Source organism: Lactiplantibacillus plantarum (assembly GCF_014131735.1).
In the GTDB taxonomy this organism is placed as follows: Bacteria; Bacillota; Bacilli; order Lactobacillales; family Lactobacillaceae; genus Lactiplantibacillus; species Lactiplantibacillus plantarum.
Map to the genome: position 1 here is coordinate 1,029,833 of NZ_CP039121.1, position 24,364 is coordinate 1,054,196.

Below are 24,364 nucleotides of genomic sequence, written 5' to 3' on the forward strand. Positions count from 1 at the left end.
AGTGCGCCCCCATAATTGTTGCGTTTAATTAATTTGTCCTTTAATCATAACACGTTACGCAGGTAACTGTTAACAGCAGTTTGCAATAATTTAAAAATCATCAAACAGTCTTTACTGAAAAATAACCTAGTCTTTACATAAATATGATGATGATTTAGGCCTCAATACGGCATACTTACCATGTAAGGTTAGATAGCAAACGCAATAAAAAGGAGTTTGTAAAATGCTGCATGGAACGTTCTATGGTGTGATCTTGATTAGTTTCTTGATTGGTATCGGCGTGCAGTGGTATTTTCGTGAATACTTTCAATTATTAGTGTTCGGCCATAGTGTTGAGATTTTATTTATGATGGTATTAGGTTGGTACCAGTTCGGCATGCTCGTTTTACTACCGCTGTTAGTTTTATGGGGAATTGGACTTGGTGCAATTTATGTGATGAACCGATTCGCGTAATTAGTTTGTGTCGTGGAGGTGCCCAATGAGACGATGGTTTGTGAGTTACACGCTAGGAATGATTGTTGGTGCGGTGTTATTTTTGTGTAGTTTAGTTGCCATTCATTGGTTGGGACCACAATTATGGGTGGGCGTGGCTTTAGGTGGGAGTCTATTGGTAGGCTGTAATATTGGCTTAGAAGTTCTCAAGCGTCATTATCAAGTGACGACACCACAAGCGATTTTTAGGTTATTGAATTGGTCCTGAGGTGCCCATAACTGATAGTTGGGTTTGATTTGAAGCGGGCTACCGATCTCTGACATTGCAATTGGAATTCATTAAATAGGCGCATCGAGAAACTAACATGGTTTCTCGGTGCGCCTATTAAGCTACAGTTTCCCTGTGCATGCGGATTAATGATTAATTTTAGACATGTCGTGATCATCGGGCAACGTGAGGCCACGGTTAGGGACACTTGTTGAAAAGACGATCTGAGTACTCGTTTTTCCAAATGTTTGTAATTGGTTGACAAACTCGTCTAATGCCTGCGTTGATTCGAAAATCACTTTCAAAATTTGAGAGTATTCACCCGTGATACAGTCACATTCCAGAATATTAGGAATGCCGGCAACAAATGGGTAAAAGCGCTCCTTTTGCGTTGGTTCAAGTTGGAGTTGAATATAGGCTTTTATGTGGTAATTGAGCTTTTCAAAGTTAAGATTTGCTTGATAGTCACGAATGATGCCACTCTTTTTCAGACGAGTGATGCGAGCGGAAATTGCGGGCGAAGAAATGAAGCATTGATCGGCGAGCGCTTTTAAGGAGATTCGCGCGTCGGCCTGCAAGGCGTTCAAAATCTTCAAATCGGTTTTATCCATCGTTAAAACGCCTCCTAAGTAATTATTAGTATCATAGCATACTTTCACAGTGATTTTTAATATTTAGTGTAAAGTTTCTACTGAAAGGATAGCTTCTTAACGTGCCGAGGTGCCACGGCGGTGGGGGGCGATCGATTAAAGTTAAAATCACTTCAAGGCTTGACCAGGAAGCCAGACGTGGTTCCGGAGATATGGTAAACTGAAAAAATGAGGTGACTAGAATGCAATCAACACGGATTATTGCGGCCGTTGCGAACGTGTGGCGGCAGCCAAACAATACGTCCATCGATACTCCGGCACTAGCAAATGTCGGCTTACAACCATGGTTGGCGCAGTTATCAGATGAAGATACTGTGGCTTTGGAACGCGACAATCGCATCGTGACGCAGGCGTTATTTAACGACGTCTTTTTAGTCGAACAGTTTGTCAATGGCTGGGCCTATGGTTACGTTGTTAATCAGGCCGACTCCCGGCATCCACAGGGGTATCCAGGATGGGTATGGGCGGCGCAATTGTCGACCGTCCCATTGCCGGTTCAAACTGGGCCGATGATTACGATACGGCGTGGCTTTACGCCGTTACTATGCTTAGATGGCCGTACGTTCTTAAATCTTAGCCTTGGAACGGAACTACCCGTTATTAGTAGCAAAGATCATCGTTATTATACGGTCCAGACCCCACTCGGAACGGGCAAAATTGCAAAACGTGCGACGCAGTTTGCATTTAGAACCGCGCGCTTGACACCGGGAGCGACACTCGTTCGACTCGGTGAAGAATTCTTGGATTTACGCTACCTATGGGGTGGCATCAGTGCTTATGGTTTCGATTGTTCTGGATTCGTCTATACCTTGCATCGCAGTCTAGGTATTCGCTTACCGCGCGATGCTCAGGATCAGATCAAGCAAGGAGTGGCGGTCGACATAGCAAATGCCCAGCTTGGGGATCTGTGTTTCTTTGCTCATAATCATGGGAACGGTGCGGTACACCACGTTGCCCTATATGCCGGTGATGGCTGGCTATTACATGCACCCACGCCTGGCAAACACGTGACATACTTGCAGTTAGCAAGCACTTATTTACAAGATGAGTTGGTCGCTGTCAAACGAAATTGGTAATGTGAGTTCAATTGACTTAGATTTAATTAAAGTAGAATATTTCAAAATATTAATGGGGCGGATAAAGTGAAACAAATTAAATGGTGGCTGGTGGCAGTCTTATTAGTCGTTGGCTTAACCGGTTGTGGTTCTCAAACCACTAAGCAACAAGCAACGCAACGGGCGGCAAGTACTAAAAAAATATCGCCGTATGTGAATCAACAGACCCCCACATTTTACGTCCACGGGTTTCAGGGGAGTGCGAAATCAACGAATACCCTGATTGCGCATGCTGAAAAGACTGCTCATGCTCACAAAGTTTTGGTGGCAACGGTCAGTACCAGTGGTCAAGTGACGTTGACGGGTAAATGGCGTGGTCGGGTGCGTAACCCGATAATTCAAGTCGTGTTCAAGAACAATCTGGCCCAGTATGACCAACAGAGTGCTTGGCTGGCTAAGGTGATTACCACGGTTCAACAACAGCACGCGTTTAAACATTATAATATCGTCGCCCATTCTGCGGGCTGTGTCGCTAGCGTTAATATGCTGATGACGCAACAAACGACGACTTTTCCGAAGATCAATAAGTTAGTGACGATCGCTGGCCCGTTTGATGGGGGGGTCGGGGAAGATGATGTTGCTAATCAGAACTCGTTTCTGACTTCTGGGCAACCGAAATATTTACATGCAGCCTATGAATTATTGGCAGCCAAGCGGAGCAATTTTCCTAAAAATGTGCAACTATTGAATATCGTGGGAACCTTGAACGATGGTAGTCATTCGGACAGCTTGGTCACCAACGTGTCGGCCCGTTCCATCAAGTATTTATTGCGTGGGCGGGATGTTGATTACACCGAAAAAGACTTTTATGGGGCCCATGCGCAGCACAGCCAGTTACATGAAAATGCTAAGGTAGCACTGGCAGTTGACCGCTTTTTATGGCATCGATGATATGACCGGGGCTCTGCTAATCAATAGTTGGTTTGGGACTGTGAGTCAGTCACGTTACGCAATTAGAATCAAAATCAAACAAGCTCATCCGGCCTTAGTCAGGTCAGATGAGCTTGTTTGATGATCGTTATCCTGAAGTCAGCGGGTTGGTCTGGGCTAGAGAAAGAATAGAATATAAGCCGTTCGAATAAGGTGGTACAACGCATATAGGGTAATTAAATAAACAACTGAGATACCGCCATATACGGCATATTTATAATTGCGCATGTAAAAACCTCCCTTATAAAATTACCTTTAGTGTAAATCGGAATCTGTTTTTACACAATGCAAACGCCTTCATTATTAGGGCTAAATTTAAATTAAGTCAAAGAAAGAGCATTCTGTTAGCGATAACTTCAAAAATATGATAAAGTTAATTGTTAGTTCGGTGGACTTCACGCTGCCGGATTAAATTTACCTCAGATTTTGGATAAATTAATTTTTAGTATCATGTACTTGCCCCAGTATTGAGTATTAGAATTATTTACAGATTTCCTGAGCATTAGGAAAGGATGTAATTCAATGCGCGTTACCATTAATCGCGGTCAAGAGGTCTACACTGATATTCCCTTAATGACCGCCCGACATCGCTATATCAAAGCGGATGTCTGGGAAATAAAAAAAGCAATTATTGAAAAGTCAGCCATTAACGGGTGGACGGTTCAAGCGCTACAAGCAATGAATTAAAAAATAAACAACGGCCACGGCATTTGCCAGTGGCCGTTTTTGTAGGAGGACGATTTGAATGGCGCATGAAGTCAGTTATCGGCCATTAATCAGTATTACGAACGTAATCTGGAGTTTCGATGCAGTGACCAAGCAACTGCTGGTCCTGCTTATTCAGCGTGATCACGCTCCTTTTGAGAATACCTGGGGATTACCGACGACGTATTTGAGAACGGATGAGAGTGCGGATGAAGCCGCATTGCGATTAGTTCGTGAGAAGTTGGGCGTCCAGCTTGCCCAATTCCATACAGAACAGTTAGGGACGTTTACCGCGGTCGATCGCGTGCCGGGTGAACGCTCACTGGCGTTGACGTATATGGTTTATTTGCCAGTCAAGCCGGAACTAGTTCCGGGGTATGGTGCGCGCGATGTCAAGTGGTTTGCCATTACGCCGCGGGTGGATCGTGATGATCTGGTCGCTGATGGTTTGGCATTTGCTGGTGTTCCCGATTCGCAGACGGAGCGGGAGTTTTATCAACGAATCGCCAAGCAGTTGTTAACCGCCGATCATGGCCTGATCTTAAGAAACGCCCTACAACGTGTGCGCAATCGCCTGGACTATGCTCCTACGATCTTATTAGTGTTAGGTGAGCAGTTCACACTCAAACAGGCGCGCCAGCTGTATGCGATTTTGTGGCGGCAGCCAGTGGCAACTATCGACAATTCAAACTTTCGTAAAACCCACGTTCATTTATTTACAGAGGTGGGGACAGCCCGACCTGGCTCTTCTGGACGCCCCGCTAAGGTATACCGGCTAAAGTAGTTCATTTGACACGTCCAAGTCGGTATGCTACTTTTATAGCACCATAAAGGTAAAAAATACCTAAATCAGCGGAAGGCTAATTAGGAAATTTGGGGGAGTATTGGAATGGTCGAAAGTAAAAGAAATAGTGCTAAGCTATTATGGGTCATCGGGACGGCCTGGCTTTTTGATGCGTTAGACGTGGCCCTGCTATCATTTGTGATGCCGGTTATTAAAGAAAGTTGGCAGCTAACTGCAGGACAGTTGGGAGCAGTCAGTGCGATCACCACGCTTGGCATGATGATTGGGGCCTTGGTATGCGGCTATTTAGCAGATAAATTGGGGCGTAAGCCGGTCCTCATTGGGACGCTACTGCTCTTTTCGCTTGGTAATTTGTTATTGACGATTACCCCGAACGTCGAGTGGTTCTTAGTCGTTCGGTTGTTGACTGGCATTGGTCTGGGGGGTGAACTACCGGTTGCTGCGACAATGATTGCTGATCATTATACGGGAACACAGCGCTCACGCATGCTAGTCCTGGTAGATAGTTTTTGGGCGTTTGGTTGGATTGCAGCATCGTTATTGGCCTTTTTAGTGATGCCACACATTGGTTGGCGGATGACGGTCTTAATCACCGCCTTAATGGGGTTGTATGCGTTGCTGTTACGCCGACACTTACCTGCAGAACAGGAGGCTAATCGGCCACAAAAAGTTGATTTTAGACAGGCATTGCGGCAAGTGTGGTCCGCTAAATATCGACGAGCTACGATTTGCCTCAGCATTCTATGGTTTGTGATTATGTTTGCCTATTACGGTATGTTTTTATGGCTTCCAAGCGTTTTGGTGTTGCGCGGATTTTCATTAGTACATGGGTTTGGCTATACGATGTTGATGAGCTTGGCGCAACTTCCCGGCTATTATCTAGCTGCGTGGTTGATCGGCGTCGTCAAGCGTAAGGCGGTATTGGCAACTTATCTGATTGGGACGGTCGTCAGTGCCGCAGCTTTTGGGACGGCCAATAATCCAACGATGATTCTGATTAGTGGTGCATGGTTGTCGTTCTTTACGCTAGGGGCGTGGGGAATTATGATTGCTTTCACACCGGGGCAATTTGCGCCCGCGGTACGGGGAATTGGTATGGGCGTTGCCCAGTCAATTGGTCGCATTGGCGCAACCATCGGCCCATTTTTAGTTGGTGCGCTGATGGCAATTGGATTTGGCATTCCGGCAATTTTTATGGTGTTCGTGGCCGTACTCTTACTCGGTGTTGGGGTATTGCTATTCGGGTTACCGAATCAAGAGACGGATGATTAAGTATCGGTGGCAGATATAAATTAAATCGTAAGTTAAAATTACTTATATGGAATGGACTAGTGATGTGGGCGCTGTTGCTGAATTTGAATTGAAATGATTCAATAATATTTTTTGTGAAAGTTAAACGAGCTCAGTGATGACGCGGCTTTGAGGGTGTCATTCGTTGCGAAGCCAAAGCGAAACTCCTATGATTACACTGAGGAGTTGAAAAAAATGGCAAAGGCAAAAGCACGTACGACCCAACCGAATGAACGATTAAGTGCCCAACTAGCACTTGCCAGCATGGCAATTGAGATTCGAAGCGATGTTGTGTTGACCAGGTTAGTTGCGCGGGCTCGTCGCCGGCTTAATCGTAGTGGTGACAGTATTGCTATCGCGCACCAAATCGCTGTTGATCTAGGTTATTATTTAGTGTGTCATCAATACAAAATGCCCCGAGCTGCTTATGATTTGTTAGCAGTTGCGTATGAAGTAAGTGTTGAGACGCCCACACGAGCGACTATTATTCAGTTACCGTCACGAAAAAAATAGACTAGGACTATCAATTGATTCACACTTATATTAGAATATAATGATAAATAGATGTGCGAAATTGGAGGGAATTGAATGGGAAGGTCTGAACAATTAAAAAAACTCGTCTTGGCAGGGTTATTTGCCGCCATTATTTTTATTGGCATCAGTGTATTACGAATTCCGTTGCCCGCGATTGTTGGGCGGCCATTTATTCATTTTGGTAATATTTTGACAGTGCTCGCAGTGATGCTGCTTGGTTTTGGCTATGGTGCTACGGCTGGTGCAGTGGGGCTTGGCTTGTTTGATATTCTGAATGGGTATGCCGCAACTTCGTGGTTAACAATTATTGAAGCAATTATTCTGGCCGCGATGGTCAACCTGAGTTTCAAGTCAATCGGCTATCGTGAAGATCGTATTGGCCGGCTTTACTGGGTATCGTTAGTCGCAGGGCTCACAAAAATCGTCACTTCGTGGTGTACAGGCGTGATTGAAGCCTTAATGGTGGGGACAACGCTCAAGGTCGCCATGATTGGGTCCTTCACGAGTTTATTAGCAGCGACCATTAATGCGGTGGCATGTGTCATCATTGTGCCGTTATTGTATCGGATCTTAGTACAGGTTGGGTTTAACCGCCAGCGGGTCGGTACGGTCTAAATGGCCGCATGCTAACGCAGCTGGATTAGTGCCGTGAGCACTTATTATTTTAACAGACTGGTTGCAATCCACTTTAACACCGTTGGCTGTGGCGTTTATAATTATTGGACAGATTTCGGTTGATCAGGTTAACCATGGTTGTATTATCGGTAAAAAAAGCCCTTTCCAATTTGGAAAAGGGCTTTTTACTGAAGTAGCACGCTAATCAAAATAGGACAAAAAAAGCTATCCCGTTAGGATAGCTTTAATGAATATTGATATAACAAGTGTTCTGGAGCTTATTACATCACTTTGAAACTCAGTAATGGAGATGGCGAGAGTCGAACTCGCGTCCAAGCATATTGCCCCTCGGATATCTACGCTCATATTCATACTATTTAAATTTCATCATTGCAAACGCCGTATGACAGGGCACCCAGCAATGACTAACCTGATTAGTCTCTTCTCGCAACTCCAGGTGGAAGCTTTGAGCGTAAGTCCACTAAATTTAGGACCCAGATCCAGAACATGGACGATCCTGGGAGGATCTACGTTAAGCGCTTATTAGGCAGCTAAAGCGTAAGAATTGTTATTATTTTTTGCAGTTATAATTTAAACTGAGCGTTTTTACGTAGACGCAACCTACGAAGCGCAATCCGAACTCAAACTATACCTGTCGAATCCAGAACATCCCCAAATTCAACAATCCTAGTTTAGCACAGCTCAACTGTTCTGCCAACTAATCTGTCTACTGGTCATGACAATCATTACAGCAGTTTAAGATGAAGAGTGTGCTCGGCGGCGCCGCAAAAAGTGCAACATTTTATGTGTGTTCAGTGAAAGTGCCATGACTGCCAAGATAATCAGTAAGCCGCCGATAAAATCGAAGCTAGTGAGTTGAACGTTTAGAAAAGTAATCGAGAAAATCGTCGCGGCTAAGGGCTCGAAGGCGTCCATCAAACTGGCCGTTGTCGGTAGAATATCGCTTAAACTACGCGCAAACATCAGGAAGGGGGCCACCGTTCCTAAGAGAATAATGACGATTAACAAGCCTAATTGGGGCCAGGTAATCGTCAGGTGGACACGCCACATGGGTTGTAACAAGGTTAGAAACAGACCCGCAATCAGTAACCCCCAGCCAGTGACGGTTAATGCGCCATACTTTGGTAAAATGGTTCGCGGAATCAAGGTGTTCGTGGCGACCCCGATGGCGGATAAGCCGCCCCAGAACAAGATGACGGGTGAAATTGCTAGACTGTTTAAGTGACCGTGTGTCACGATCAATAGTGTCCCGATAAAGGCCATGATCATACCAATCAGTTCGATACGACTGGGTGTCACGTGCTTAAATAAGAAGTAATAGATGCTGATAATGAATGGGCCAAGAAATTGGATAATCGTGGCAATCGGGGCATTACCAACGCGAACCGCTTCGAAATAGCAAAGTTGAACCGGAATCAGCCCCAGCAAACCGTAACTCACCGCTGTCCAAGCGGCATGGCGGTGATGCCAGATTTTAAAGGGATGTTTACCAGCCACCATCCCCCAGACGAGTAAAATCAAGCCTGCACTGATCATGCGGACCTGCGTTAGCCACATTGCGGTTAGATGCGGATTATTGATGAAGAGGGTACTCGCAGCCACCCCTGAGATACCCCACAGAATACAGGCACTACTAGCGAGTAAGACGCCCCGTAAATGATTTTGTTGTGTCAAATTACGACTCCTTTCTGAAAATAATAAGCAATTTTCATTATAGCAAAGGTGCGTCTGGGAACCTATGTTTATGAGGAATCTCTTATTATTCTCATGGGTTACTTCATCAAAAGTAACGGGTGCGTTTCAGAAGAACTCATGCTATGATATGAACAATCAAACGCGAATAATGATGCGTCTAACGGAGGCTATAAAGATGAAAGCAATTATTACCGTTGTGGGACAGGACCAAGTGGGAATTGTCGCAAAAGTAGCGAACGAGTTAGCACGTTTAAAAATCAATATTGTCGATATTTCGCAAACCTTGATGGATCATAATTTTACCATGATGCTATCGGCGGAATGGGATGACCAGCAATTAAGTTTTGCGGCGGCCAAAGAGGCGTTAGAATCGCTCGGTGAGGCATCAGAGTTAACGATTCGAATTCAACGGCAAGCGGTTTTTGACGCAATTCAGAAGTTATAGGAGGCGGCCATGGAAAGTCGTTCAATTTTAGAAACAATTCAGATGGTGGCCGAGGAAAATCTTGATATTCGTACAATCACAATGGGCATTTCGCTCTTTGATTGTGTTGATAGTGATGGTGAGCGGGCCCGGCAAAAAATCTATGATAAGATCACGACTAGCGCGAAGGACCTGGTCAAAGTGGCCGCTCAAATTCAAGAAGAGTACGGTATTCCTATCATCAATAAGCGAATTGCGGTAACGCCGATTGCATTGATTGCGGCTGCGAGTCAGGATCAAGACTATGTCGCGTACGCAGTAACCATGGAACGGGCAGCTCAAGCGCTAGGTGTCGATCTCATTGGTGGTTTCTCCGCCCTGGTTCAGAAGGGGTATCAGAGTGGGGACCGCAAATTGATTGCATCGATTCCCGCCGCGTTAGCTGCAACTAGCCGTGTTTGCAGTTCGGTAAATGTCGGGTCGACACGGGCTGGAATCAACTTGGACGCGGTCGGTGAAATGGGTCGTATTATAAAGCAGATTGCGGCTGACGATCCGGTCAATTGCATGAGTTTAGTGGTATTTGCCAATGCGGTCGACGATAATCCGTTCATGGCGGGCGCTTTTCACGGTGTTGGTGAAGCTGATCGAGTTATTAACGTTGGGATCAGTGGCCCTGGTGTCGTAAAACGAGCCTTAGAAGAAGTTCGCGGTCAGTCGATCGACATTGTGTCGGAACAAATTAAGAAGACGGCGTTTAAAGTGACACGGATGGGGCAATTTGTTGGGTCCATCGCGTCAGAACGGTTGCACGTCCCATTTGGGATTGTTGATCTATCACTGGCACCAACGCCTAACGAAGGCGATTCGGTTGCTGAGATCCTGGAAGAAATCGGGTTGGAAAGTGTCGGTGCGCCGGGAACAACGGCGGCGTTGGCCTTACTGAATGATGCCGTGAAGAAGGGTGGCGTGATGGCCTGCGAACATGTCGGTGGACTGTCGGGTGCCTTTATTCCGGTTTCTGAAGATGCTGAGATGATTCGGGCGGTCAGTGCTGGTCGTTTGAATATTGAAAAACTTGAAGCGATGACAGCAGTGTGTTCAGTTGGTCTGGATATGATTGCAGTACCTGGTGATACTAGTGCCGCGACTATCAGTGGGATGATTGCCGATGAAGCTGCGATTGGGATGATCAACAACAAAACAACGGCGGTGCGCGTCATACCAGCTACCGGCAAAGGTGTTGGTGATGCGGTTGAATTTGGGGGCTTGTTCGGTCAAGCACCAGTTATGCCGGTCAACACCAATCAACCAACGACGTTCATTAAGCGTGGGGGTCATATTCCGGCACCAATCCACTCCTTTAAGAATTAGGCACAGTGGACGTTGTGAAGGGGCGAACCGGCAGTCATCCTGAACTTAAATGGTGACTTCACGCTCGCAACTCGTGAAATGTAACTGAATGATGCACGATTTCCTGGTCGGTATGAACGGCAGAAAATCGTGCTTTTTATGTCAGTGAGCATGACTCTGGTATGATGTGTGACTGATGTGCCAAGATTATTAAGTGTCCCTCAATGATGGGATGACACAGTTATTTCACAAATCGTGCACGCTTTGTTATTAATTTGTTGTTATACTAATCCTGAATCCTAGCGCGAAGTAGGGTATGATAATAGATAGGTTAATAAATGATGATTAATCAACAAAGTTAGCAATCGTAATTAACTTGGAGGACGTTGCACTATGAAATTATTAATGATTGAAGATAATAAATCGGTCTCTGAAATGATGGCCATGTTTTTTAAGAAGGAAAAGTGGGATGCCCATTTTGCTTATGATGGCAATGAAGCTGTCGAAATGTTCAATGAAGATGTCGATGGCTGGGATATGGTGACGCTCGACTTGAACTTGCCAGGCAAGGATGGCATGCAAGTTAGTGCGGATATTCGCAAGGCTTCCCCAACTGTACCAATTATTATGTTGACGGCCCGTGATTCGGAAAGTGACCAGGTACTCGGCTTAGAGATGGGCGCTGATGATTATGTCACCAAGCCGTTTTCACCGATTACACTGATTGCTCGGATCAAGGCCCTTCATCGCCGAGCAGATTTGGCTAAGACCACGCTGGCTGACCAACCTGCCAGCACGGTGAGTTCCTTTGATGTTCAGACGGACCATTTTAAACTGAATACCAAGACGCGGGAAGCCTATTTAGCAGACAAACAAATTCGAGACTTGACCCCCAAAGAATTTGATTTATTGAAGACCTTAGCTCAAAAGCCGCGGCAAGTTTTCTCACGCGAACAACTTTTGCAACTGGTCTGGGACTATGAATATTATGGTGACGAACGTACTGTGGATGCACATATCAAAAAATTGCGCCAAAAGATTGAAAAAGCTGGGCCACAAATTATTCAGACGGTTTGGGGGGTCGGCTACAAGTTTGATGATAGTGGAGTTGACGCTCAATGAAACTGATTTATCAACAAATGCTAGCGTTCTTTGCCGTCATTATTACGGTAATCGTCGTCCTCGGATTTTCATTTATTCGAACGACTAGAACGATGCTTTATCAAAACTCATGGCAACAATTGCAGCAGTACGCCGCGAGTATTGAAAAGGAAGCTATTCGGTATAATACGAAGACTAATCAAGTTGTCGGGTTTAATCAACAATTTCTAAATGATGGGACCGTCATCTTACGAGATCAACATATTCACTTTTCGGTATATGATGCTAACAAAAAGTTGGTCTATCCAAGTGGTATGGGGACAACAATGAGCGGGACCCCCGGTGGCTCGATTTATGATCCCAAGATCTCAGCCAAAGATTGGAAGAAGCTGAAGCGGAATAAGATTATTACGCAGTCGCCCCACGTCACGTTCAGAACACGCAATCGTGATCAACCCGTGAATACACCGTCGTTGCGAACCATTGACGTTTTAGTGCCACTTTTCTATAAGAATGGAGCAACGAAGAAGTTTGTTGGGGCCATCTCGATTGGGTCGTTTGAACAGACCTTGCAGGCCAATGAACAGCAGATCGAAAAAAATCTGTTCATTGCACTGTTAGTCTCAGGGATTGCGGCTCTGTTGTTAAGTTACATTTTGGCACGTTATTCCGTTCGTCGTATTAATCGATTGCGGTACGCGACGCATTCGGTCGCAAATGGTGATTTTGACATTCAAGTTGACAGTAATCATAAGGATGAGATTGATGACTTGGCGGATGATTTCAACGGCATGGTCAACTCCCTGCGAACTTCCAATGAAGAAATTAAGCGACAGGAAAAGCGGCGTCGGGAGTTTATGGCCGATGCGGCCCACGAGATGCGAACGCCGTTGACTACGATCAATGGTATTTTGGAAGGGTTAGCGTACGATGCTATTCCAGAAGAAGACAAGGGTCATTCAATTGAACTGATGCAAAATGAGACGAAACGGTTGATTCGACTAGTCAATGAGAACTTGGATTACGAAAAAATTCGAACCGGACAGATTGCTTTGAACAAGACCAATTTTGATGGCGCCGAGGTTTTGCATAACTTAGTTGAACAGCTCACAAAGAAAGCGGCCGCCGCGGATGATGAATTCAAGCTGACGGTTCCCGAGAAACTGCCAGTATGGGCCGATTATGATCGCTTTGTTCAGGTCTTGTTTAACATCATGCAGAATGCCATTCAGTTTTCACAAGCTAACGTGATCGAAGTAACGGGTAGCCGTACGGATCATGCGACGGTTGTCGCGATTCAAGACCATGGGATTGGGATGACACCGGACCAAGTCAAAAATATTTGGGAACGGTATTATAAGGCTGACCCATCACGAAAGAATACGAAGTATGGTGAATCAGGTTTAGGGCTAGCGATTTCACATCAATTAGTCCAACAACATGGTGGTTCGATCAAGGTTGACAGTGTGGAGAACGAAGGGACGTGCTTTACCGTTACTTTCCCAGATGAAGGTTTTGATAAACCGATTATTGATGATTAACGTGATAGTTTAAAGCGGGTAAATCCGTACGGACCGGGCTTGGGGATCGTAATGATCTCGAGGCCCGGTTTTGCTAATGCGGGGTAACGGTGGGCCATAGCAATAACCCATCATTAATAGTAGGAACGGACGTTTAATAGTAATCGATTGCGGACCTTAAGCCTAATACTTTTCAGCGATTGACACTGTTCTACCTCGCACTCTGAGGCTAAATATGTTACCCTTAACAAGGCTGCAAACAGCGATTTATCAATAGTTTAGATAAGATTTGAAATGAATAGGAGAAACAACAACTATGCAAAGAGTACAGATTACGGGAAATTCGCAACGTAAAGTCAAGGACGGCTATCCTTTACTCGTACAAGATGATCTCAAGGATCCGAGTATGAAACTAACCGATGGCTCTTTTGTGGCGTTAATGGCAAGTTCTCAATTTATGGGCTACGCGCTGATTGCGAAGCATCGTCGGCAACTAGGCTGGGTCTTGAGCTTGGATGAAAGTGAGACGCCAACGACCGATTACTTTCGTAAGTTATTCAAACAGGCGTTGGTCCGGCGAGCAACGAGCATGGATCCACAGTTACCACAACGGGTCTTCAATGCGGATGGCGACGGTCTCGGCGGGTTAACAATCGATCGTTATCAAGATTACTATGTCTTTACATGGTACGCACAAGGTGTTTACCAGCAACGCGAAATGATCTATGCGGCTTTTGAAGCGGCTACTGAACATCAATTTAAAGGCATCTATGCGAAATTACGATTTAATGTCGAAGAAGCTAACTTAAAGAGTCAACTCGTCACGGGTGAAGCAGCACCAGAGCCGTTATTAGTGACTGAAGGCGCGGTGACGTATCCATTACACCTTGCTGATGATTTAACGACCGGGTTACTATTAGATATGCGTCCCATCCGGGAATGGTTGGCCGGAGCCGAATTGCAAGGTAAGACGGTCTTGAACTTGTTTAGCCAGGAAAATGGGGTTACGGCTGCTGCTGCCGTTGCGGGTGCTGCCAAGACGATTTCCATTGAAACAAGTAAGAAGGGTGCCAAAGAGACCGCTGATCAATTGGCGGTCAATAATATTGACCCTGATAAGCAGGAAATTCGAGCAATCGAAGTGAACAGCTATCTAGATTACGCCCAGAAGCACCGACTAAGTTATGACGTTGTTGTCGTAACGGCACCGACTTTTGCGCGGGTGAAAAAGCAGAAGTTCCAAGTTGCAACTGATTTAACTGACTTATTGACAGCGACCTTACCAGTTGTTCGGCGTGATGGGCAATTAGTGATTGCAACGACTGCGAATAATTTTTCAATGAAGAAGTTTAAAGCCGCGGTCACGGCGGCCTTTGTCGGCAGTGATCGGCACTTCACACTTAGTGAGACGTTCCGGTTACCAGCAGACTTCGTGACGCGCAAGGCTTACTTGGCAAGCAACTATTTGAAGGTTCTGGTTTTGACACTCGATAAGTAGTGTGTGCGCCATAATTTAAGTGGAATAGAAAAAAATTTTAAAGGGTATTTCGGGGACCGTTTTCATTAATTGAAAACGGTCCCTATCGCTAAGAAAACGAATTCATGAAAATATAAAAATAATTATATTTAACCCTGAATCCCTGATTGTGACTGGTAAAACGGTTACTTAACTGGTAAAATAATTCCTTGTCGTTAGGCAAGAGAGAAAACATAGAAATGAGGATTATTAGTAATGGGAATTCTAATTGCACTGATTCCTGCGATTGCGTGGGGCAGTATCGGCTTAATTAGTGGCCGAATGGGCGGTACCGCTCGGCAACAGACCCTTGGGATGACCATGGGAGCCTTGGTATTTGGCTTGGCACTCTGGGCCGTAGAACAGCCAACTTTAACAAGCAAAATTTGGTTGATTGGGATTGTCTCTGGGTTATTCTGGAGTATTGGTCAAGGTCAACAATTTACGTCAATGAAGGCGGTTGGTATTTCACGGACTACGCCGATTTCAACTGGGATGCAACTGGTTGCTAATGCGTTGGCCGGTGTGCTGTTATTCAATGAATGGCACGGAAACATGTATTGGATTGGCTCCGCTTCTGTAATTGTGTTGATTGCCGGGGCTGTTTTAACTTCCTTAACTGATAAGACTGATCCGAACCGTAGTGCTTCTGAAAATTGGGGTGTTGGGATTCGTGCCTTGATCTTATCAACGATTGGATACGCTGGCTATACGATTGTGGTCCATTATGGTAACGTCAATGCACAGGCAGTTGTAATGCCTCAAGCTGTTGGGATGTTGCTGGGTGCTTTGATCTGGTCCTTTAAGGATAAGCCATGGGTTGTTAAAGCAACTTATCGTAATATCGTCACTGGTCTGGTCTGGGGTATTGGGAATCTCTTCATGTTTATGGCAATGGCCCAAATCGGACAAGCTGTCGCATACTCCCTTTCGCAAATGGGAATTGTTATTTCGACGTTTGGGAGTATCTACCTCTTAGGAGAGCACAAGACGAAGCGAGAAATGGTTTACGTGGTGATTGGCTCGATCCTGGTCATTGTTGGTGGGGTCGCGTTATCCTTAATGAAGGCTTAGTAAAGCTTTACTAAAAAATTAATTATTTGATTTACAGATTAAAAAAATCTGTTGAAGGTGCGGTAACGGTAAGTTATCAGCACCTTTTTTGTTAATAATTGTATTTATTTTTTACACAAATGACGAAAATTTACGAAAAAAGGGAGGAAGCGCTTTTCATTATTAGGCGAGCTATTGTATAATATGACATGTAAATACGTATAGAAAGAGGTAATAGTAAATGGCACACATTTCATTTGACAGCTCTAATTTAACTAAGTTCGTCCATAATAACGAACTTGGCGAAATGCAAGCTATGGTCACAGCTGCTGATAAGGAGCTGCGTGAAGGAACCGGCGCCGGTAATGATTTCCGTGGCTGGTTAAATTTACCAACAGATTACGATAAGGAAGAATTTGCACGGATTAAAACCGCTGCAAAGAAGATTCAAGACGATTCAGACGTCCTCGTTGTAATCGGGATTGGTGGTTCATACCTCGGTGCACGGGCAGCCATTGAATTCTTACACGAAACTTTCTGGTCATCACTTTCACGTGAAGACCGTAAATTCCCACAAGTTGTCTTTGCTGGGAACTCAATCTCATCTTCATACGTCAACGATTTAATTCACTTAATCGGCGACCGTGACTTCTCTGTTAACATCATTTCGAAGTCAGGGACTACGACGGAACCTTCAATTGCATTCCGGGTCTTCAAGGAACGTTTAATCGCGAAGTATGGTGAAGAAGCTGCTAAGGGCCGGATCTATGCCACAACTGACCGCAAGCGCGGTGCGTTGAAGCAAGAAGCTGACGCTGAAGGCTACGAAACCTTTGTTATTCCTGATGATGTTGGTGGTCGTTTCACTGTTTTGACACCAGTTGGTTTGTTACCAATTGCGGTATCAGGCGGCGACATCGATTCATTAATGAAGGGTGCTGCGGATGCCCAAAATGAATACAAAGATGCCGATTTATCTAAGAACGAAGCTTACCAATACGCTGCTTACCGGAACATCTTGTACCGGAAGGGCTACACCACTGAAATTCTTGAAAACTACGAACCAAACATGGCGATGTTCTCAGAATGGTGGAAGCAATTAATGGGTGAATCTGAAGGGAAAGACCAAAAGGGGATCTACCCATCATCAGCTAACTTTACGACTGACTTACACTCATTGGGTCAATATATCCAAGAAGGCCGTCGTAACTTGATGGAAACGGTCGTTAAAGTTGACAACGCTACTAGTGATGTTGACATTCCTAAGGAAACCGAAAACCTTGATGGGTTGAAGTATCTTGAAGGCAAGACGATGGCTCAAGTTAACACCAAAGCTTTCGAAGGGGTTATTATGGCCCACGTTGATGGCGGTGTTCCTAACATGGTCGTTAACATTCCTTCACAGGATGCCTATACGTTAGGTTACACGATGTACTTCTTTGAAGCTGCAGTTGCCATTTCTGGTTACTTGAACGGGATCAACCCATTCAACCAACCTGGTGTTGAAGCTTACAAGAACAACATGTTCGCCTTACTTGGCAAGCCTGGTTACGAAGAATTAACTAAGAAGTTAACCGCACGTCTTAGTGACTAAGGTGCTAGCACTTTAGAAATTAAGATGGAAGCTCCTAAAACAAACAACTATCAGCTGGCTGATAGGCTGCTTGTTTTGGGGGCTTTTTGCTTGTCTTTCTGACGCTGTGTTCGTAGCTGTTATTGAGCGTCGTCGCTAATCTAAAATTTATGAATCACAACGTTGTTGGCGAAATGAATCGCTACGTCCGCAAGATGACCCTAATTTAACATGGTGACGCTCGTAATTTTTGACCGCACTGGTCGCACTAACTTTGAATGACATCACGCAATGAAAAATCTGCCGACCTATCTCGAGTTTAATCGTGAGTGGTTGGCATGTGATTTAACAGCAGACGGGTTATAATAGATTAGGTGTTAAAGGACAAATATAGTCATGCATGGTAGTTGCTCGCAACGATGTGTGATGTACGTGAGGAGTTTGAGATGCGTAAATTAAACATTATCGAAAGTATCATTATTGTTCTCGGGTTACTAGTCTTTTGGCTGGGGAGTGAAGTGACAGTAATCAGGCAACAATTGCCATGGTTGCAATTTGCAGGGCTGATTGTCGTATTTGTGACTGGTTTAGCGGATGCGATTTACCGCGTGGTCACGAAGCGGTCCTTTTTTAAGTAGGAATCCTGCTGATTGAAGTTGGAGTCATTAGGTGTAATTTAATACGATGAAGCGTCCGTTACTGGCAGTCAGTGTGCCTAGTAATGGACGCTTTTTAGTTCATGCCTTGAATGTGTGGGGTGCTTGGATTTATCTCTGCTGACGGTTAAGTCGTGATTGCCGTCATAAAATAAGTTCGAAATAGAAAAAATTTTATTGTAAAAATCAGCAAAATGGGTGATATTTTACAAATTGTAACTACCAAGTAGGCGGTTTATTAGGATTTAGGATGATTATAATTTTAATTATGAATGATGACCACAGGTATTCAATAACACTTTACATCATTCACCAAAAATCGCAATGTTATTAATGAGGAAATACATTGTGGGGAATGTAGTTAATAAAATAGTGGAGGTACATATATGAGCTTTTTAGAATTACACGATATTCGTAAGGCCTATACCTTAAATCACCAAGAGAATGTCATCTTGAAGGGCATTAATCTAAACTTCGAACGGGGGGAGTTTATTTCCATTCTTGGGGAGTCTGGTGGTGGTAAGTCAACGTTAATGAATATTATTGGTGGCTTGGATCATCATTATGATGGAGATGTCTTGTTAGACGGCCAATCCTTGCGTTCAATGAATGTGCGGCAAATGGACCGGTATCGTCGGGAGACAATCGGGTTTATCTTTCAGAACTTTAACTTGGTAAGTTACCTAACTGTCTTGGATAACGTCATGCTTTCATTAAAGATGACTAAGACGTCCCATGCGCAACAAGTCCAGCAAGCACAGGACCTACTCAAGCGGGTGGGACTTGAGCAGCAGACGCACCAGTATCCAAATGAACTATCCGGTGGTCAAAAGCAACGGGTCGCCATCGCTCGCGCACTAGCCAGTGACCCCGATATTATTATCGCAGATGAGCCGACCGGGGCGTTGGATAGTGAAAATACCCAAGAAGTAATGGATATTTTATACTCAATCGCTGCGGAAGGTAAACTTGTGATCACCGTGACCCATTCGCAGGAAGTGGCTGACTACGGGACGCGGATCGTTCATTTGGATGACGGCCAGATTCATGACGAATTAGTGATCGGGGCGCCTTTCGACGTGGTCGATAAGCAACCGACGCGTTACCGAACACTTGGCTTTCGGCAGATGTTCCGGATGTCCATGCAACATATGCGTCGAATGTGGCTTCGTTACCTGCTGATTATCTTTGGATCGTCGATCGGGATCAGTAGTATCGTCGTAATGCTGGGCTTGGGATCAGGGATTCAAAATTATATGAATCACCAGATTACGTCTCAAGTTAATCCAACCGCTGTCCAAGTATCAAAGAAGACGGGGAAAGTCAGCACGGCTGCGCGTAAAAAAGCAACCAGTGCAGCAGCTTACAAAGCAGCGGTTAACCAAGAACAAGTCACAGCCGCGAAGAATGCCGAAGTGACGACTGCAAACGTCAAACAATTAGCGGCTATCAAACATGTTAAGTCTGCTAAGCTGGGCTATTACACGAGCACACAAGCGAGTTATAAAAAAACAACCGTGACGGCCAGTCTCCAGACGGATAACCCCACAATTTTGAGTAAGACAATTAAGGACGGTTCACGTCCTGAAAATGGTCAAGTTTTGATTGGTCGTAAGTTAGCTAAGAAGATGGTGGGTAAGAAAAATTATCAACAAGCGCTCAATAAGAAGTTGACCGTTAAATTGGCAACGGTTAATCGCAAGAATCAGTCCGTAACGGTCAGTCAGACGCTGACCGTCAGCGGAATTACGGGTAGCGATGATACTAGCGTCGTGGTCTTACCACAAACCGTCAAAAAGATGTTAACTGCTAAGAATGTGGCTTATCGACCAAATTTTGCCATTGTTCAAATAGATAAATTGGCGAATGTTAAGCAAGTCGAACACCAAATCAAGGCAATCAAGGGAACGAATAAGAAGCAACAGTATAACTATACCGGAATCGGTGATTTAATTGATTCATTGAATACCTATATTCGTTTAGCCACTAACGTATTGACCGGGGTGGCTGGTATTGCGTTATTAGTCTCAGCAATTATGATCATTGTTGTCCTGTACGTCAGCGTTTCTGAACGGACTCGTGAAATTGGGGTTTTGCGCGCACTTGGCGCCCGCAAACGCGATATTAGTCATTTGTTCTTTGCTGAGGCCTTAACTATCGGGGTATTAGCCGCCGTTATGGGGTTACTGTTTGGAGAAGGTTGGCAATTCTTAGGCAATATGGCCATCTATAGCTTAATTAAGTATCCAATCGTTCGAATCTCCGGGGCAGCAATGCTGGGCGGCATTACAGTCAGTGTTGTCATCAGTTTATTGGCTGCTTTGGCACCGGCACATATGGCGGCACGGTTGGATCCAGTCGAGAGTTTATCACATGAATAAAAGCGGGGGCGTAGCAAATGTATTTCTTTATTACGAGCAAAATTGATTCGACGCCATCAGCTATTGAGTTAGCCATGATTCAGCGTCAAAAATTATTCACAAAGCACCGGGTACCTGCGTTGATCGTGACCCGTAACTTTGTACGCGATTTACATCATAATATGCAACTCATTGGGTATGATGATGAGTTCCAGGTCAATATGTATGATTATTTTCAAGGCACTACGAATTACGAAGGCGAACCGTTAACTGCGGCCAATTATCCACGGGTGACGGGTGAAACGCTGGAACGGGTCAGCGCTAATGAATTTGACGTCATTCAACGGGAACAACGGCAAAAAGCACTGATGTTAAATGCGCAGGGGAATATTGATTACGTCGATATTCTCAATCCACAGGGCGCGGTCAGCCGTCGAGACTATTATGATACGCGGGGCTTCTTAACGGTGGCCCAGTACTTTGATGACAAGCAGAATATTGTGTTAGAGCAACACTGTAATTTACAACAACAGCCTGTCTTAGAGACGTTTTTCCGGCCAAATGAGAAGCAACAACCAGTTGCCACTCATCAACGGCTGTTAAACTATCACGGGCATAATTACGAATTTGAGGACTGGGATCAGCTGACTGCCTTTTTCTTAGACGCGTTAAATACTGAGTATGGCGGTCACGGAACCATGATCGTGGATCGTAGTGATGCTGGAATGAATCCGATTGTTAAAATGTCCACAGCAGCGCGCAAGTATGAGTTCTTACACAGTAATTTCACGCTGGACCCACTTGACGTTGTGAACTCACCAATTGTGCCGTACACTCAAATCGGGTTAGATCACGCCAGTCAAATGGCTGGTTTGATCATGTCCACGCAAGAAGAGTGTGATGATATGACGAACCACATTCATAATGTGATTCCAACTTTAGCGATTCCAGTTGGTAGTGTAAGTGACGAACAATTAGCAGCTCGTCCGGTTGACTTTAAGGATCGGATTGAGGGCAAGGTGATTGCCGTTGCTCGCTTATCGGCAGAGAAAAATTTGGAACAATTGATTAAGGCGGTCGCCTATGTTCATGAAAAACAGTCGAATGTGACCTTAGATATTTATGGTTATGGTGATTCATGGACTGGATTTAAAGAAGAAAATCGGTTGCGAGCCTTGGTCAGTTCGCAACGTTGGCAGTCATTTATCACGTTTAAGGGCTTTGAGCGCGATTTGACACCGGTCTATAACCAAGCACAACTGATGGTCCTTACTAGCCAATATGAGGGCTTTAACTTAGGTATTTTAGAAGGGTTAAGTCATGGCGTTCCGGTGGTTGCCTATGACATTAAGTATGGTCCGGCAACGATGATTACGGATGGTGAAAATGGGCGATTGATCACCCCCAATAATTTAGTTGAATTGGGCAAGGTGATTTTAACGCTCTTACAACACCCTAAACAGTTGGCGAAGATGAGTGAACGGGCATATGGCAACAGTAGCCGTTTTTCTGAGGCTATGATTTGGCAACGGTGGAATGATCATGTCATTCAGCCTGATATTCAAGCAATGAGGGGAGTTACAACCAATGGAAACGCATATCACGTCATCGGCTAAACAACCACATGCCAAGTATGGGACCCGTGATTTATTGAGATTGATCATGACCCATGCTCACCCGAAGAAGGGACTCTTTGTGATTGGAATCCTGTTGTCGTTTGTCGCAACGATTTGTAGTCTTGGCATTACGTTGATGTTGAAGGAGTTTATCGACGCCTTTAACCATGGTACTTCGGGTCAACTGTTGCTTCGGTTAGGCGCTGTGATTGTCGTGCAGCTATTTGCAAGTGTTGCGTCGAGTTTTCTACTTAGTTATACGGGGGTCGACGCCGTTTCGACGTTGCGGAGCGCGTTATGGCAACATATCGTGGACTTGCCGATTCCGTATTTTGACCATAACCGGACGGGGGAACTGTCTAGTCGGGTAGTTAACGATACATCGACGATTTTTGAATTGATTTCAAGTCAGTTTTCGAATGCCATTAATGGGATCATCTCAATTGTGGGTTCCTTGACGTTAATGTTGTTATTAAACTTCCGCTTAACGATTATTATTTTAATTGTGGTTCCATTGATGGCCGTGATCATTGTGCCAATGGGTCAAGTGTTAGCGCGGATCTCCAAAGCGATTCAAAAAGAAACGGCCAACTTAAATAGTGCAGCAGTACAAATGATTGGTCAAAATCGGTTAGTGAAAGCAATGGTTGCTGAAAAGGCACTGAAAAAACAGGGAAAAGATCAAGTTGATCGGATCAAAGGCTTCAGTGTCCGTCAAATCAAGCTGATCTCGGTGCTTAATCCAGTGCTAAACATCATGTTACTGGCCGCAATTTTCATTATCATTGTTTATGGTGGGATCTTGGTACAAACGAACGCGTTGACAATTGGAAGTTTAGTAGCTTTCTTAATGTATGCCGTTCAAATGATTTCACCACTGAGTAGCGTAACGGGCTTAGTGACTGCCTTGCAACAAACGGTCGGGGCAACTGAGCGAATCGACAACATTTTAGATAGTCCGGAAGAAGATAAGCGGTTGTCAGGCGAAACGCTGTCAACAATCGATACGGTCGACTTTGATCACGTCGATTTTGGCTACGAAAGTGATAAACCGGTGCTTAAGGACATTGATTTGACAATTCATCGCGGTGAGCGGATTGCCTTGATTGGTGAGAGTGGTAGCGGGAAAACGACCTTAGTTTCGCTCTTAGAGGCTTACTATACGCCAACTCGTGGTGAGCTGGACGTGAATGGCGAGACAATGGCCAGTTATACGATTCCCTCGATTCGTAATCAGATCGGCTACGTGAGTCAAGAAGTAGACTTGATGCCCGGGACGATTCGCGATAATCTCCTGTTAGGTTCGACGGAACCGGTCTCTGATGAACAATTGAGTGCGTTGTTGACACAAGTCGGCTTAGCGGACTGGCTAGCTGAACTGTCAGCTGGTCTTGATACGGACGTCGGTGAACGGGGCTTGAATGTTTCTGGTGGACAGCGGCAACGTTTGGCCATCGTCCGGGCACTCGTCCGCCACCCGTCGTTATTGATTTTAGACGAAGCGACGGCTAGTCTTGATAATCAGAACCAAGAACGGGTGACCCAGCTCTTGGCGACGTTACCAGCTGACCTGACGACTATTACGATTGTCCATCGGTTAAACCAGATCGAAGCTTATCCGCGAATTCTCTTCATGGAGGATGGTCAGATTACGGGTGATGGCAATCATGAGTCCTTATTAGCAACCCATGAACGTTATCGTGACTTTTATCGGCTGCAGTATCAACACGGTTAAAAAGGCCTTAGTGAAATATTGTTTGATTATTAAAATTAGTAAGTGGTTATTGCTGAGTGTTGGCAATAGCCACTTTTTTGATCCCAAAATATGTATTCAACTGGATAACGTGGGTTAAGGCATGAAATAAAACCGCCGTAAAAAATATAAAAAGTATTAATAATTTTAATAATAAGTCGAAAAAAGCGATATTTATAATTATTTTTTAGGGAATAAATTTCCCGATGGTATGGTTCATAATTCGGAAAAAAAGAGGGGATGTCGCAGCAAGCAACTACGCTGAAATGCTGATATTATCAGGGGTTTAAACGCTTTCTGCTGGCATAGTTAACTGGTGATAAATATAAATAATATTGATATTGGACACAAATTTTGACCGTTAATGAAACGCGTAAG

Annotated in this window: 22 protein-coding genes and 1 other RNA gene; 20 read left to right on the forward strand and 3 right to left on the reverse strand. The window is 44.7% G+C overall.

Annotated elements, in window-relative coordinates:
- Positions 1-223 precede the first annotated feature (223 nt).
- Together E5260_RS04580 and E5260_RS04585 are read left to right on the forward strand one after the other, a co-directional pair.
- Positions 224-454 carry a hypothetical protein gene (locus tag E5260_RS04580; RefSeq protein ID WP_003642741.1) on the forward strand — a complete coding sequence of 77 codons (231 nt, stop codon included), beginning with the start codon at positions 224-226 and terminating at the stop codon, positions 452-454.
- A 25-nt stretch (positions 455-479) separates the two neighbouring features.
- Positions 480-701, forward strand: a complete 222-nt coding sequence (locus tag E5260_RS04585; RefSeq protein ID WP_003642742.1) for a hypothetical protein — start codon at positions 480-482, stop codon at positions 699-701.
- A gap of 146 nt (positions 702-847) precedes the next feature.
- Here the strand turns inward: E5260_RS04585 and E5260_RS04590 are convergent, their stop codons facing one another.
- Positions 848-1,312: an Lrp/AsnC family transcriptional regulator gene (locus E5260_RS04590; RefSeq protein WP_003642743.1), complete on the reverse strand. Its 465-nt coding sequence runs from the start codon at positions 1,310-1,312 to the stop codon at positions 848-850.
- A 221-nt stretch (positions 1,313-1,533) separates the two neighbouring features.
- Between E5260_RS04590 and E5260_RS04595 the strand changes: the two genes are divergently transcribed.
- The 7 genes from E5260_RS04595 (at position 1,534) to E5260_RS04625 (ending at position 7,345) form a co-directional block, all read left to right on the forward strand.
- On the forward strand, positions 1,534-2,427 hold the full coding sequence (locus E5260_RS04595; RefSeq protein WP_003642744.1) for a C40 family peptidase: 894 nt from the start codon (positions 1,534-1,536) through the stop codon (positions 2,425-2,427).
- A 66-nt stretch (positions 2,428-2,493) separates the two neighbouring features.
- Positions 2,494-3,357, forward strand: coding sequence for an alpha/beta hydrolase (locus E5260_RS04600; protein ID WP_003642745.1), 864 nt, complete (start codon positions 2,494-2,496; stop codon positions 3,355-3,357).
- 561 nt (positions 3,358-3,918) lie between these two features.
- A complete protein-coding gene (locus E5260_RS04605) occupies positions 3,919-4,083 on the forward strand; it encodes a hypothetical protein (RefSeq protein WP_003642746.1) in 165 nt (54 codons plus the stop codon).
- A gap of 58 nt (positions 4,084-4,141) precedes the next feature.
- A complete protein-coding gene (locus E5260_RS04610) occupies positions 4,142-4,885 on the forward strand; it encodes an NUDIX hydrolase (RefSeq protein ID WP_003642747.1) in 744 nt (247 codons plus the stop codon).
- A 105-nt stretch (positions 4,886-4,990) separates the two neighbouring features.
- Entirely contained in the window at positions 4,991-6,178 is a 1,188-nt protein-coding gene (locus tag E5260_RS04615) for an MFS transporter (RefSeq protein WP_003642748.1), read from the forward strand.
- A gap of 213 nt (positions 6,179-6,391) precedes the next feature.
- Positions 6,392-6,709, forward strand: a complete 318-nt coding sequence (locus E5260_RS04620; RefSeq protein WP_003644671.1) for a hypothetical protein — start codon at positions 6,392-6,394, stop codon at positions 6,707-6,709.
- A 75-nt stretch (positions 6,710-6,784) separates the two neighbouring features.
- Complete coding sequence (locus tag E5260_RS04625) at positions 6,785-7,345, forward strand: ECF transporter S component (RefSeq protein WP_003642750.1); 561 nt, start codon at positions 6,785-6,787, stop codon at positions 7,343-7,345.
- 302 nt (positions 7,346-7,647) lie between these two features.
- Here the strand turns inward: E5260_RS04625 and ssrA are convergent.
- Both ssrA and E5260_RS04635 read right to left on the reverse strand, forming a co-directional pair.
- Positions 7,648-8,019, reverse strand: a transfer-messenger RNA (tmRNA) gene (gene ssrA, locus E5260_RS04630).
- A gap of 82 nt (positions 8,020-8,101) precedes the next feature.
- Complete coding sequence (locus E5260_RS04635) at positions 8,102-9,040, reverse strand: DMT family transporter (RefSeq protein WP_003642752.1); 939 nt, start codon at positions 9,038-9,040, stop codon at positions 8,102-8,104.
- A gap of 196 nt (positions 9,041-9,236) precedes the next feature.
- Between E5260_RS04635 and E5260_RS04640 the strand changes: the two genes are divergently transcribed.
- The 11 genes from E5260_RS04640 to E5260_RS04690 all read left to right on the forward strand — a co-directional run bounded on the left by E5260_RS04640 (position 9,237) and on the right by E5260_RS04690 (position 23,968).
- The gene (locus E5260_RS04640) at positions 9,237-9,506 is read left to right on the forward strand and encodes an ACT domain-containing protein (protein WP_015380652.1); all 270 of its coding nucleotides are present in this window, start codon (positions 9,237-9,239) and stop codon (positions 9,504-9,506) included.
- A gap of 9 nt (positions 9,507-9,515) precedes the next feature.
- Positions 9,516-10,859 carry a PFL family protein gene (locus E5260_RS04645; protein ID WP_003642754.1) on the forward strand — a complete coding sequence of 448 codons (1,344 nt, stop codon included), beginning with the start codon at positions 9,516-9,518 and terminating at the stop codon, positions 10,857-10,859.
- A gap of 372 nt (positions 10,860-11,231) precedes the next feature.
- On the forward strand, positions 11,232-11,960 hold the full coding sequence (locus E5260_RS04650) for a response regulator transcription factor (protein WP_003642755.1): 729 nt from the start codon (positions 11,232-11,234) through the stop codon (positions 11,958-11,960).
- The gene (locus E5260_RS04655) at positions 11,957-13,480 is read left to right on the forward strand and encodes a sensor histidine kinase (RefSeq protein WP_003642756.1); all 1,524 of its coding nucleotides are present in this window, start codon (positions 11,957-11,959) and stop codon (positions 13,478-13,480) included. The genes E5260_RS04650 and E5260_RS04655 overlap by 4 nt, the downstream gene beginning before the upstream one ends.
- A gap of 295 nt (positions 13,481-13,775) precedes the next feature.
- Positions 13,776-14,957, forward strand: a complete 1,182-nt coding sequence (locus tag E5260_RS04660) for a class I SAM-dependent methyltransferase (protein WP_003642757.1) — start codon at positions 13,776-13,778, stop codon at positions 14,955-14,957.
- A gap of 234 nt (positions 14,958-15,191) precedes the next feature.
- Entirely contained in the window at positions 15,192-16,049 is an 858-nt protein-coding gene (locus tag E5260_RS04665) for a GRP family sugar transporter (protein ID WP_003642758.1), read from the forward strand.
- A 220-nt stretch (positions 16,050-16,269) separates the two neighbouring features.
- Positions 16,270-17,622 carry a glucose-6-phosphate isomerase gene (locus tag E5260_RS04670; protein WP_003642759.1) on the forward strand — a complete coding sequence of 451 codons (1,353 nt, stop codon included), beginning with the start codon at positions 16,270-16,272 and terminating at the stop codon, positions 17,620-17,622.
- Positions 17,623-18,047: 425 nt separating this feature from the next.
- Positions 18,048-18,239 carry a hypothetical protein gene (locus E5260_RS04675; RefSeq protein ID WP_003646619.1) on the forward strand — a complete coding sequence of 64 codons (192 nt, stop codon included), beginning with the start codon at positions 18,048-18,050 and terminating at the stop codon, positions 18,237-18,239.
- A gap of 404 nt (positions 18,240-18,643) precedes the next feature.
- Complete coding sequence (locus E5260_RS04680) at positions 18,644-20,638, forward strand: ABC transporter ATP-binding protein/permease (protein ID WP_003642761.1); 1,995 nt, start codon at positions 18,644-18,646, stop codon at positions 20,636-20,638.
- Between the two features lie 17 nt (positions 20,639-20,655).
- A complete protein-coding gene (locus E5260_RS04685) occupies positions 20,656-22,233 on the forward strand; it encodes a glycosyltransferase (protein ID WP_003642762.1) in 1,578 nt (525 codons plus the stop codon).
- Positions 22,205-23,968 (forward strand): ABC transporter ATP-binding protein, encoded by a 1,764-nt coding sequence (locus E5260_RS04690; protein WP_003642763.1) that lies wholly within the window; start codon positions 22,205-22,207, stop codon positions 23,966-23,968. The genes E5260_RS04685 and E5260_RS04690 overlap by 29 nt, the downstream gene beginning before the upstream one ends.
- Positions 23,969-24,364 lie beyond the last annotated feature (396 nt).